The sequence below is a fragment of the Sporosarcina sp. FSL K6-1508 genome, from assembly GCF_038007465.1.
Classification (GTDB): Bacteria; Bacillota; Bacilli; order Bacillales_A; family Planococcaceae; genus Sporosarcina; species Sporosarcina psychrophila_B.
Window position 1 is genome coordinate 3,439,278 of the sequence record NZ_JBBOXF010000001.1, and the last position, 11,699, is coordinate 3,450,976.

11 protein-coding genes are annotated in these 11,699 nt (G+C 40.3%); 6 read left to right on the plus strand and 5 right to left on the minus strand.

All coding sequences use genetic code 11. The annotated features are described in order from the left end of the window. The first annotated feature begins 36 nt into the window (after window positions 1-36). The 4 genes from MKZ11_RS17430 (at window position 37) to MKZ11_RS17445 (ending at window position 4,520) form a co-directional block, all read left to right on the plus strand. Window positions 37-1,224, plus strand: a complete 1,188-nt coding sequence (locus MKZ11_RS17430) for a tyrosine-type recombinase/integrase (RefSeq protein WP_340795630.1) — start codon at window positions 37-39, stop codon at window positions 1,222-1,224. Window positions 1,225-1,350: 126 nt separating this feature from the next. Next, window positions 1,351-2,967 (plus strand): ABC-F family ATP-binding cassette domain-containing protein, encoded by a 1,617-nt coding sequence (locus MKZ11_RS17435; RefSeq protein WP_340795631.1) that lies wholly within the window; start codon window positions 1,351-1,353, stop codon window positions 2,965-2,967. Window positions 2,968-3,097: 130 nt separating this feature from the next. Then, complete coding sequence (locus tag MKZ11_RS17440; protein ID WP_340795632.1) at window positions 3,098-3,766, plus strand: hypothetical protein; 669 nt, start codon at window positions 3,098-3,100, stop codon at window positions 3,764-3,766. Between the two features lie 313 nt (window positions 3,767-4,079). Continuing rightward, window positions 4,080-4,520, plus strand: a complete 441-nt coding sequence (locus MKZ11_RS17445) for a hypothetical protein (RefSeq protein WP_340795633.1) — start codon at window positions 4,080-4,082, stop codon at window positions 4,518-4,520. Between the two features lie 80 nt (window positions 4,521-4,600). Here MKZ11_RS17445 and MKZ11_RS17450 read toward each other — a convergent pair whose 3' ends face one another. Continuing rightward, the gene (locus tag MKZ11_RS17450; RefSeq protein WP_340795634.1) at window positions 4,601-4,909 is read right to left on the minus strand and encodes a DUF1033 family protein; all 309 of its coding nucleotides are present in this window, start codon (window positions 4,907-4,909) and stop codon (window positions 4,601-4,603) included. A 200-nt stretch (window positions 4,910-5,109) separates the two neighbouring features. Between MKZ11_RS17450 and MKZ11_RS17455 the strand changes: the two genes are divergently transcribed. Continuing rightward, on the plus strand, window positions 5,110-5,772 hold the full coding sequence (locus MKZ11_RS17455) for a 5-bromo-4-chloroindolyl phosphate hydrolysis family protein (RefSeq protein WP_340795635.1): 663 nt from the start codon (window positions 5,110-5,112) through the stop codon (window positions 5,770-5,772). Then, the gene (locus MKZ11_RS17460; RefSeq protein WP_340795636.1) at window positions 5,759-6,943 is read left to right on the plus strand and encodes a toxic anion resistance protein; all 1,185 of its coding nucleotides are present in this window, start codon (window positions 5,759-5,761) and stop codon (window positions 6,941-6,943) included. Before MKZ11_RS17455 ends, MKZ11_RS17460 begins: the two co-directional genes overlap by 14 nt. 47 nt (window positions 6,944-6,990) lie before the next feature. Here the strand turns inward: MKZ11_RS17460 and MKZ11_RS17465 are convergent, their stop codons facing one another. From MKZ11_RS17465 to odhB, 4 genes are all read right to left on the minus strand, one after another. Then, the gene (locus MKZ11_RS17465) at window positions 6,991-8,892 is read right to left on the minus strand and encodes a vWA domain-containing protein (RefSeq protein WP_340795637.1); all 1,902 of its coding nucleotides are present in this window, start codon (window positions 8,890-8,892) and stop codon (window positions 6,991-6,993) included. A gap of 10 nt (window positions 8,893-8,902) precedes the next feature. Next, complete coding sequence (locus MKZ11_RS17470; RefSeq protein ID WP_340795638.1) at window positions 8,903-9,766, minus strand: AAA family ATPase; 864 nt, start codon at window positions 9,764-9,766, stop codon at window positions 8,903-8,905. A gap of 238 nt (window positions 9,767-10,004) precedes the next feature. Next, window positions 10,005-10,202 (minus strand): DUF6501 family protein, encoded by a 198-nt coding sequence (locus tag MKZ11_RS17475; protein WP_340795639.1) that lies wholly within the window; start codon window positions 10,200-10,202, stop codon window positions 10,005-10,007. 230 nt (window positions 10,203-10,432) lie between these two features. Beyond that, the gene (gene odhB, locus MKZ11_RS17480; protein WP_340795640.1) at window positions 10,433-11,653 is read right to left on the minus strand and encodes a 2-oxoglutarate dehydrogenase complex dihydrolipoyllysine-residue succinyltransferase; all 1,221 of its coding nucleotides are present in this window, start codon (window positions 11,651-11,653) and stop codon (window positions 10,433-10,435) included. Window positions 11,654-11,699 lie beyond the last annotated feature (46 nt).

An 11,699-nucleotide genomic window follows, 5' to 3' on the forward strand; every position in this document is an offset into this window, starting at 1 on the left:
CCGTGCGCCTGTCAACGCTAAAGGGAGATAAATGTAATGGTAGCGATAATGAAAGAAGAATCGAAGAAGCGCAAGAAATCTAAGAAGCATTTTACAAGCAAGGAGCCCGAGGTATTTTGGTACCTGAATGCTAAAGGTGAAAAACTATGGGGTTACCGTCACCGCTACTATGATGCATTAAAGAACCGCCGGGAAAAACCAAAGCAAGGTTTGGCATCGGAGAACATCGCAATTAGAGAGTTGCTCAAAGTCAAAACCGATTTGATTAACGGCAATGTTAAACGTGTTGATTATGAAAATATCACTGTTGCCGAATGGGTAGATACTTGGTTTGATGCGAATGAGAATGATTGGGAAATCAGTACACGCGCTCAACGAGAGCAAGCAATTCGACTCGTCATCAAGCCATTGTTAGGGAAGGAAAAATTAACAAGGTTAGAACGATCAACTTATAAGCGGAAGTATGTTAATGCTCTGCTGAAAAAGTACGACCCAGGTAGTGTCCAGTTGTATCATAACATTTTTAAAATCATTGTTAATGCAGCTGTTGAGGAGGAAATCCTTCCTCGAAATCGATTCAATAAAATAGTGATTATAAATGATAAGAAGAACGAAAATTTCCTTAATCCTGATGAACTAAAGGCATTTCTTACTTTCGCCAAAAATCATGAGTGTATCACGAATTACACACTTTTATTGATTCTGGCCTTCACTGGAATGAGAAGAGGCGAAATGCTAGGCTTGCAATGGAACAATATTGATTTTGAAAATAAAACAATTTCGATTGAGAGGACTCGTGATCATCATGGGACCCGTAAACCGAAAACGAAAAACAGCATACGAACATTCTTTGTCGACGACACAATATTAAACCAATTGAAGACTTATAGAGTTTGGTGTAAAAAAACAATGCTCACTTACGGTAATATATGGACGGAGACCGATTACGTATTGACATCGGAGAGATTTGGAACTCCTATCAGTGAAAAATCTGTATCTGAACCCATTAAACGCATTATCAAGGAAACTGGGATTAAACGGATCACGCCACACGGTCTACGGCATACTCATGCAACCATTATGATGAGTAAAGGTGTTCCCCTCAATACAATCGCAGACCGGTTGGGAAATACTCCCGAGATGGTTCTAAGAGTGTATGGCCACTCGTTTAAAGAACTCGAAATAGAGTCTGTTATAGCATTCAGTGATGCTGTTAATTATTGAGTTTGGGGGACGAATTGGGGGAACATTCAATTTCAGACCCCCTGAAAGCCTATAGTATACGCCTTCTTGCTAATGGGTTTTATTACGTGCTATAATAGGAGCATTGTGAATTTAGGAGGATTTTGAATGATAGCAGTCAGTAATGTAAGTCTTCAATTCGGCGACCGCAAGCTGTTTGAAGATGTGAATATACAGTTTAATCCAGGCCATTGTTATGGTCTAATTGGTGCAAACGGTGCGGGTAAATCAACATTCCTTAAAATCTTGTCCGGTGAACTTGAGCCGCAATCTGGTAATGTCATTATGAACAAAGATGAACGCCTTGCTATTCTGAAACAGAACCATTTTGAATATGAAGAAAGCGTCGTACTCGATACGGTCATTATGGGTCACAAACGCTTGTATGACATTATGATGGAGAAAAACGCTATCTACGCAAAAGAGGATTTTTCAGATGAGGACGGCATGCGCGCAGCTGAACTTGAAGGCGAATTTGGAGACCTAAACGGTTGGGAAGCCGAATCAGAAGCGGCAATTCTTTTACAAGGACTTGGTCTTGCTGATGAATATCACCAATTGAAGATGTCTGAACTAAACGGTTCCGATAAAGTGAAAGTGCTTCTTGCACAAGCATTATTTGGCAAGCCTGACGTTCTTCTTCTCGATGAGCCTACAAACTCACTTGATTTGAAAGCAATTCAATGGCTTGAAGAATTTCTCATTAACTTCGATAACACACTTATTGTTGTATCCCATGACCGTCACTTCTTAAACAAAGTTTGTACGCAAATTGCGGATGTTGACTTTTCGAAAATCCAAGTCTACCCTGGTAACTATGATTTCTGGTATGAGTCAAGCCAACTTGCATTGAAAATGTCACAAGACCAAAATAAGAAAAAAGAAGAGAAAATTAAAGAACTTCAGGCATTCGTTGCACGTTTCAGTGCCAATGCTTCGAAATCCAAACAAGCTACTTCTCGTAAGAAAACACTTGAAAAAATTGAGTTGGACGATATCAAACCTTCTTCTCGCCGCTATCCGTTCGTTAATTTCCAAATGGGTCGTGAAATTGGAAATGATGTACTAAGCATTCAAGATGTCAACAAAACACAGGATGGCAGAGTAATGCTTAAAGATGCTTCATTTACGATTGACAAAGAAGATAAGGTTATTCTTCTTGGAGATCCTCTTGCAAAAACAGCATTGCTTCAACTTCTTGCTGGAGAGACTGAGCCTGATTCCGGAGCTATCAAATGGGGTGTTACGACAACACATGCATACCTCCCTATCGATAACAGTGAGTACTTCCAAGGATCGGAACAATCACTTGTTGAATGGTTGCGCCAATATTCACCCGACGACCAAACTGAAACATTCCTACGCGGTTTCCTTGGCCGTATGCTATTCTCGGGTGAAGAAGTGAACAAGAAACCATCTGTTTTATCGGGTGGCGAAAAAGTACGCTGTATGCTATCGAAAATGATGTTGACAAGTTCAAACGTTCTACTTCTTGATGAACCGATGAACCACTTGGACCTTGAATCCATTCAAGCACTTAACAATGGGCTGATTGCATTCAAAGGCGCAATGATCTTCACATCACATGACCAACAATTCATCCAGACGGTTGCAAACCGAATTATTGAAATCCATGATGACGGTACAATCTTCGACAAATTAATGAATTACGATGAGTATATGGTGTGGAAAGAACTACAAGAAAAACAAAAAAAGTCTAAGTAAATACATGCCGTTTTCCTTAATAGGGAAACGGTTTTTTTATGTTAAAATGAGTTTTATTTCCCTTGAACTTGTGCTACTTTCGTATATAATCCGTCTAAATGGGTATAACCATATGAAAGGAGTGTTTTTCATGAGGAAAATGAATCTTTTCATCTTTTTGTTGTTAGCTGTTCTTGTCTTTTCAGGATGTACAAAAAAGCAACCGACTGCCTTAGACAATTCTGGTTCAACCAATGGTACTATAGGCCAAGATAATGTAAATGAGAGTAAAAGTGAAAGCGACGGAGAAATTGCACTGCGTGATCTTTTCCTGAAGGATGGTTCAAATGCACATTATGAAGGTGAAGGGAATGAATTCGCAGAACTAGATATTGAAGTGGCACGTCCGTTTGAAGATTATGTTGTCGTCCACGAAAATAATGGCGGTTCCCTTGTTCGTTACATCTATAAAATTGAGCCGGACAAAATCAGTATCTTGGATAAAAAGGTCGTTGAATTAATAAATGACTTCCCTTCCCAAGCTGAACTGGATGCCATGGACCCTATTGGCATTTATCTCGAAAAACCTATCAAAAAAGGGACGTCTTTCGGTAAATGGACAATCGTCGATACAGATGTAACTGTCGATACACCCTATAAGAAATTTGATCATGCATTTGTTATCGAGATGAAGGATAAAGATATTGTCAACCGTAAATATTTTGTTGAGGGTTTTGGTGAAGTTAAACGAGAAGACATCATGCAGTTAGAAGACGGTGAGTTTTTAGTCACTTCTACATTGAAGACAATCGACGAGTAAATGAAAAAAGTTGCACTCTAGACGATAACGGGTTCTCAACCTCAAAGGAAGTACGTTTACCACAGACCTATTCGCAATAGCGAATAGGTCCCTTTTTTGTTGGTGTGTAGCCATTCCTATGTCTTCATCATTAAAAAGCTTCAGCTTCGACAATGTATAACCGTCGTTGTAGAAGTTGTTTATACTGCAAAGTTGGTTATTACTTAGAAAGAGAGATCATTTTGTATTTGGGATAATTGCAGGTGTTTGTGGGGATTTGTCGAATAACTAATAATAATTAAAACTTAAAAGACCTACATAAGAGGTGTTGGTTGTGAAGAAAATTTTTATGTCCCTTTCTCTCCTTTTTATTTCTACCTTGCTTTTGATGGGCTGCAGTAATAATGAGGAAAAACTAGGGGAAATGAAGGTGAAGCAATTAACCCGGATTGATGTTCAAGCAGTGAACAATGATGAAAGCTATAACGAAGCTATAATAATTACCGATAAAGAAACAGTGGATTTATCAAAAGAGGCGTTTGAACAAATTAACTGGGAACAAAATGTAAAAGCAGAGATGAATAGAAGAGTGGATGTAAAAGTAACTTTATTTTTCAATATTGACGAAAATATGCCCGAGAATTTAGTTGAATACTTCATTTGGTTTAATCAGGGGAATGAAACGGCAACAATTATTGACAGGGTTGAAAATGCTTACGGTACATTGGACAAGGAAAATGCCAATACATTGAAAAAACTAATGTTAAACAAATAAAACCATAAAAGTATTTGCAACTTACAAAAAGTAAAAATAAAGTCAATTGTTTTTTGTAAGATGCAAATACGCGTTTCATCCTACTCATTTGCTTTATAAAAAGCATCAGGCTTTCCATCTTTCATTAAGATAATGCCGTGATATAATTGAAGATCCTCATCACAACCATCACAGAAATTTATCTCGTCCTCAGACCAAAATGCATAAAAACAATCTTTTTTCATGGCTTCACGTCTATGTTTTTTCCTTAATTCAGCAATCATTTTTTTTGAATATGCCGTTGCTAACTCGATGTCTTCAAATGCATGGCGGGAACGGATTGTTTCTTCCCAATCCTCAAACATCCACCACGGTTCATAATCTGCTTTCATATAAATCACTTCAAACATTTTCAGACCTCCCTATGTAACTCTCAGTTGAATGTTCTTCATTTTAACAAACTCTCCACTGATGTCCAATTAATTGCCTTCCCGCTAAATTCAAATGGTAGGCGTACATTGCATTTATCGGGTATAATTGAACTACTGACATGAAACTTTATTCGTTTTGAAACGTATAAAAGTATAAGGTCAAAGGAGGTCTGAACATCATGAAAGAAATCCAACAATTTATCACAAGACATTTCATCACAGCACCAATTAGCTTTGGATCATGGCTATACTTCGTTTTAGGTGCGGGTATGAATGTATTGCCGGCGACAGGCCTGTTGATAGCAATTTATTTGGGAGGAACGTTTTCCTTAAAGCAGGTTCAACTTTCATCTAACTTAAAAAAACTCGGGATGTCCCGTTCTGAATACAGTCATATAAAAGGCCAAATTACTGGTGCTAAAATGAAAATCAAACGACTTAATGGCCTTTATGGACAGGTTAGGTCAGTCCAAGCATTTAGGCAGCTTCATGAAATGAACAGCTTATCTAGAAGGATTCTAGGTATCGTTCGATCGAACCCGCAAAAGTTTTACTCCGTAGAAAAATTTTTCTATGCCCATCTTGATTCCGCAGTCGAACTGACTTCGAAATATGCGTTGCTTGTCAATCAGCCACTGAAAGACAAAGAACTTCGCATCGCATTACAAAATACACGTGAAACGCTTGGTGATGTTAACAAGCAATTGGAGCAAGACTTACGAAGCGTTTTATCATCTGATATCGACCAGCTCCAAATGGAAATTGACTTTGTTGATATATCGATGAAGACTAAAAAACCGCTTCTTGAAATGAAAGGAGATACACATGATGACCGAAAATAACCCTATGAAATCAATTGATGAGTTACTTGATAATCCTTTCGATGTTCAAGAACCCCTTCTTCCAAAGGAAATGCAAACAGAACAAAAAGAGGCTGGAACAAGTCTTAAACTTATAGATCGTCTATCCCCTGAGGAAAGAGAAAAAGCCAAAGTGCTTGCACAGCAAATCCCTGTCGGCAACTATGAGGCAATTATCACTTATGGTGCTAATGCACAAGGCGAACTTTCAAAGTTCTCCACTCAAATGCTTGATCATGTTCAGGGTAAAGATATTGGACCCGTCGGCGATGTATTGAAAGATTTGATGGGAAAACTGTCTGAAATAGATCCTGACGATTTATCAGACAAGAAAAAGTCTGGTCTTAGCAGATTATTTAATAAAGCCACTCGATCTGTTCAAGAAATGATGACGAAATATCAAAAACTTAGCACTCAAATTGACCGGATCGGTGTCCAGCTTGAACATTCGAAGCGCGGTCTTTTAGATGATGTGCAAATGCTCGATAATTTGTATGATCAAAATAAGACTTATTTTCAAGCATTGAATATCTATATAGCTGCAGCTGAATTGAAACAGGATGAACTCGCCAATGAAATTATCCCTGAAATGCGCAGGCAAGCCGAATTATCGAATGACCAAATGGCATTTCAAGAAGTGAATGATATGGCTCAATTCCTCGACAGGCTAGAAAAACGATTGTACGATTTGCAGTTATCACGCCAAATTACAATTCAGAGTGCACCCCAAATCCGGATGATTCAGCAAACAAACCAAACACTTGCTGAAAAAATCCAGTCGTCTATTATGACGTCCATTCCCCTATGGAAAAATCAGATTGCAATTGCGTTGACGTTAAATCGACAAATGAAAGCGGTCGAGTCTCAGAAACTGGTTACAAAAACAACAAATGATTTGCTCTTGAAAAACTCAGAAATGCTAAAAATTAATTCGATTGAAACGGCGAAAGAGAATGAACGCGGTATCATCGAAATTGATACACTTAAAAAGACGCAAGAAAACTTAATTCAGACGATTGAAGAGACACTGGTTATCCAGGCAGATGGCCGTGCAAAACGAAAAGCTGCTGAAGTGGAAATTGGACGAATGGAAGAAGAATTAAAACAGCGCCTTCTTGCTGTCCATGATAAAACACAAAACCGTCCTGTTTAAGGGCGGTTTTGTGTTTTACTTAAAGAAAGTATAAGTATTTCCAGCATTCATGTATTTCGAATTACGATCGCAAGTAGCTTCCTTAATATTCGCAACGTCTGGTCTGTGAAACTATCCACTGAGTTGGATGATGCAGTTTTATTGCCAAAAATCATTGAAAAAAGTGCTTTTTGATCAGCAGTTGGTTCTTCCGTCGAAAGGAATAGATGGATAATAGAAATACCTTTCTTTTCGGTTTCCATCACCGCTTCCGCTGTATCAATGATACCATTCCGATCATAGCCGAACGCCGACGGCTCCCCGTCTGAGAAGACGAGCAGAAACTTATGCTTCTCCGGTCTTGCCTCAAGTTGACTCGCCATCCATCTGATTGCGAATCCATCACGATTGTCTTCATTTGCCTCGAACGATAAAATGGACAAGCCGTTATCCTTATTCCGATCTATAAACGTATGCATAAGGCCGAAAATATTTGGTTGTACATCTTTTGTTGCGTGATTTGCATCCTCATAATAAGATGATATTTCATGACAGACACCTAATTGACGGAGGACATCGTGAAACAAAAGAACTGCCTGTTTCGTTTCAACTAATTTGTCAATCATTGAAGCAGAACCATCAACTAACAGCCCGAATACCGCATCGAGATTAACCGAAGGCGCATTCTTCCGGTAAAACGGTTTTGGCCGTTCATCAATGACCATCGTCGTCAATTTTGACGAGAGACGCCCTTTCATAAGATGCTCACGTTTCGAATCCTGTTTCAAATCGATCCGTTTCTTCATTTCCTCAACAAAGGAACGGACATACGGCTTCTGCTCTTCTCGCCAAATGGTTAATTTTTGACGATTTTCAACTTTGTCTATGGCCTCTATGCGTTGTTCTTCATACACGACGTTGACATGCTCTTTACCAAAGATCTTACCCGCCTTCATCTTTTGATCACGCTTGTCGCTTTTGTCACTGTCGTCATCTGTCCAGCGATCATTGTCGTTCCCTTCCGAGCCACCTGAACCTGTTTCCTCGATTTCGGCTTCCTCATTGCCTGCTGTTGCGTCGTTTGCGTCACTTTTTCCTGATCTGCCGTGTTCAAGTTCAAATTCTAGATGAACGCCCGCTTCACTCTCGCTTTCACGATGCCAAGAACGAAAAACCTCTTCGATTGTTTCCTTTGGGCCTTCCTCACCTTTCTCAGCGTCAGACATCCCATCATGATAATGAAAGACGGTATTTTCTTCCGTCATGGCATCTCCTGCTGAATAATACTGATGCACGAGGTCTCTATCGATTGAGTGCTCGAGGATGCTGACGATTCTATTTGCGATAAATGTATTATCTGCTGTGTTCTTTGAATCATATGCATGCTGCAGGACGGATTGTATAAGTCCATAATCGATGGGAGCCCAGTCGATGGACGTCTCTGTTAACAGTCCTTCATGGAGGGAGATGAATAACTGATTTATCATTGCATCGGCAAGAAAACTTTTCTGCATATTCGAAGATAATGCATTTCGATGGAAGTAGACATAGGCATCCCTTCTTATGTCAAATGCACTTGCCGTTCCAGGTCTTTCCCTCGTAATTGTATCAATCAGTCGGAATTCTTCTAACATCAGTAATAGTTCTGAAGCAAATTTACGGAGCGGATGTAAGCTGTTTGTATGGGTGAAGTTAATCCATGCATTGACGCTGAAACGCTTCCAATAACCCGCAGTCAACAAATAAATATCAGATAGACGGCCAGCATGGACTACTTCATCGGACCGGTGACGCCAAAAGACGCTCATCGAAATAATCCCTTCTTTTGGACGGAATTCGAGTAGCTTACGCTCTGTTAATTCAATGAAGGGTGCATCTGCTAATGCTCGTCCTAGTCGCTCATATAATAAAAGCGTTTTGGCATCGACCGTTTCATCATTGAATTGAATGAATCGATTCATCTTCACCATTGTGATCGCCTCATTTCACCCAAGTATCCACTAATTCCATAACTAGTCTGCGTTCGATCGTATCATCCAGCTTCTCGGCAATAGCATACTGTATGGCACGTTTAACCGGGATATGTTCAGCCAAGCCCAATGCGTCGAGTAGACTTCTTACAGATGCCGCTTCGTCGGATAGCAGCCCGTTCATTACCTGTTTTTTTAAATCATTACTGATATGAAAGAATGTCTCAATTAGTTGCTTTGACGCATTCGGATAGGTATCTGTCATGACCAATTCAAGTTGTTCTCCAGTAAGATAGGGTACCGTGAATGATACGAAACGATTTTTCAATGCTTCATTCATCGGAGAGGTTCCAACGTATCCTTCATTGATTGCCGAGATAACTGTGAAATCTTCATGGGCATAAATGACCTCGCCTGTAAACGGGTTTGTCAACATACGTCGATGGTCCAAAACACTATGGAGAATCGGTAATGTTTCTGGTCTTGCCATATTGATTTCATCAATATATAAAATATGCCCTTTTTTCATCGCTTGAACGACTGGACCTTCGACAAATTCAATTACCGTTTCTCCATCCTTGCTAATAATTGTTTTAAACCCAAGAAGTGATTCTGCATCAAGATCGACCGAACAGTTTATACTTTGCATGGGCTGATTGAAATAATGTGAAATGGTCTGAGCTAGCTTCGTTTTCCCTGAACCGGATGGACCTTTCAGTAACACAGGCTTTTTCAATACGATACTGATAAGCACATCATCCCATAAAAAAGGACTGGGAGAGACATATCCCCCTTCTTGTATTAATCGCACCGCTTCTGCGTCATGGATCTTGCTTGAACGAAGCTGCTGTTCTTTTTCTACTATCGGGTTCATATTCTTACCTCCTATTAAAAAGCCCGCACACCAACGAACTGGGGCAGGCTTTTAGTTCTTATCTAGAATACAGCACCTACAGACTCAAGGTTGATAGGTTGTAAATCACATAGACACCTCACTAGATTACCAAAGGACGTACTACACTTAGGCTAAGTATCGACTATGTGGCAAAGAACATCTCCTCGCCGGATCAACTTATGTCCGTCGCTACTGAGTAAGGTACTTTTGCATTTGTTTATTCAAAATACGTTTTATAATAGCCTCCGACTTTACCGGTATTATCAAGAATGAAAATGAATTCATCTGTTTCATTTTTCACTTCATACTCTTTACCTGGTGTCAGAACATTGGTCACAACATATTTTTCAGCGTCTGCATGCTTACAGACCACAGTACGGATTGCGGGTGCATTCACCCAATCTTTGAATGTCATTGTTAATCACGCCTTTTCTATGGAGTGGATAAGGAAAAATCGACCCGTAAACAATAACGGGCCGATTACCTAACTATTTTTGTCCAGACTCCGGGCACCAGCTCCGCGAGTCGCTTTAGCCCTGTTGATAAAAGGCAAAATGCGCCTTTACCCTCAGGACTTTCAGCAGGGAGGGATTGAACTTCATCCCTCCTACTTGTCGGGGCAACCAGCGCCCTTCGCTTTTCGTATTAAGATCCTAGAAGAAGGTCTTCCGGGTTTTCAATCAATTCTTTTACCATTTTCAAGAAGCCAACTGAATCTTTACCATCGATAACTCGGTGGTCATAAGAAAGAGCCACATACATCATCGGACGGATTTCAACATTATCTCCAACCGCAATCGGGCGTTTCTGGATTGTATGCATGCCTAGGATTCCGACTTGTGTACCATTCATGATTGGTGTTGACATTAGAGAACCAAATACTCCACCGTTTGTAATTGTGAATGAACCGCCTGTCATATCTGCAATCGTCAATTTGTTATCGCGTGCTTTTTTCGCTAGTTCCACGATAGAACCTTCGATTTCAGCGAAGTTTTTACGGTCAGCGTCAATCACATTTGGTACAACTAATCCACCATCTGTCGAAATCGCAACACCGATATCATAGAAGTTCTTCAGAATGATTTCGTCACCATCGATTTCTGCATTAACGTAAGGATATTTCTTAAGTGCAGCAACAACTGCTTTCGTGAAGAATGACATAAATCCTAGACGAACATCATTTTGCTCGAAGAATTGGTCTTTCTTACGTGAACGAAGTGCCATAACGTTTGTCATGTCGATTTCGTTGAAAGTTGTAAGCATTGCTGTTGATTGTTTAACTTCAAGAAGACGTTTTGCAATTGTTTGACGACGACGTGTCATTTTCTCGCGAGTTACACGGCCATCTTCAGCTACTGGAGCAGCTGCTTTCGGCGCCACAGCCGGTTGCGCTTTTGGAGCAGTACCATGCGCTTCAACGTCTTGAACACGAACGCGTCCCATTGGATCAACTGGTGAAACTGCCGCAAGGTCAATGCCTTTTTCACGAGCAAGTTTACGCGCTGCTGGGCTTGCAATTGTTCGATCTGATCCGCTTGCCTCTTCAGTAGCAGCTGGAGCAACTGGCGCTGCTTCCACTTTTTGAACAGGTTCTGTAACTGGTGCAGATGGAGCTGCAGCCGGCGCGCCTGAACCAGAACCAACGATTGCGATAACTTGACCGACTTGGACTGTATCGCCTTCAGCTGCAAGATGTTCTTGGACAATTCCTGCTTCTTCTGAAATGATTTCAACGTTTACTTTGTCTGTTTCAAGTTCAACGATGAATTCGCCTTTCTCAACGCTATCACCAGGTTGTTTCAACCATTGTGCAACTGTTCCTTCTGTAATCGATTCTGCAAGTTCTGGTACTATAATCTCTGCCACAATAAATTCCTCCTCTAGTCTACCGTTACAACGGTGCAAAGCTATC

Excerpts from the sequence above, each read along its gene's own strand:
- MKZ11_RS17430 (WP_340795630.1), top strand. The coding sequence starts at position 37 with ATGGTAGCGATAATGAAAGAAGAATCGAAGAAGCGCAAGAAATCTAAG.
- MKZ11_RS17435 (WP_340795631.1), top strand. The coding sequence starts at position 1,351 with ATGATAGCAGTCAGTAATGTAAGTCTTCAATTCGGCGACCGCAAGCTG.
- MKZ11_RS17440 (WP_340795632.1), top strand. The coding sequence starts at position 3,098 with ATGAGGAAAATGAATCTTTTCATCTTTTTGTTGTTAGCTGTTCTTGTC.
- MKZ11_RS17450 (WP_340795634.1), bottom strand. The coding sequence starts at position 4,909 with ATGTTTGAAGTGATTTATATGAAAGCAGATTATGAACCGTGGTGGATG.
- MKZ11_RS17455 (WP_340795635.1), top strand. The coding sequence starts at position 5,110 with ATGAAAGAAATCCAACAATTTATCACAAGACATTTCATCACAGCACCA.
- MKZ11_RS17460 (WP_340795636.1), top strand. The coding sequence starts at position 5,759 with ATGACCGAAAATAACCCTATGAAATCAATTGATGAGTTACTTGATAAT.
- MKZ11_RS17465 (WP_340795637.1), bottom strand. The coding sequence starts at position 8,892 with ATGGTGAAGATGAATCGATTCATTCAATTCAATGATGAAACGGTCGAT.
- MKZ11_RS17470 (WP_340795638.1), bottom strand. The coding sequence starts at position 9,766 with ATGAACCCGATAGTAGAAAAAGAACAGCAGCTTCGTTCAAGCAAGATC.
- MKZ11_RS17475 (WP_340795639.1), bottom strand. The coding sequence starts at position 10,202 with ATGACATTCAAAGATTGGGTGAATGCACCCGCAATCCGTACTGTGGTC.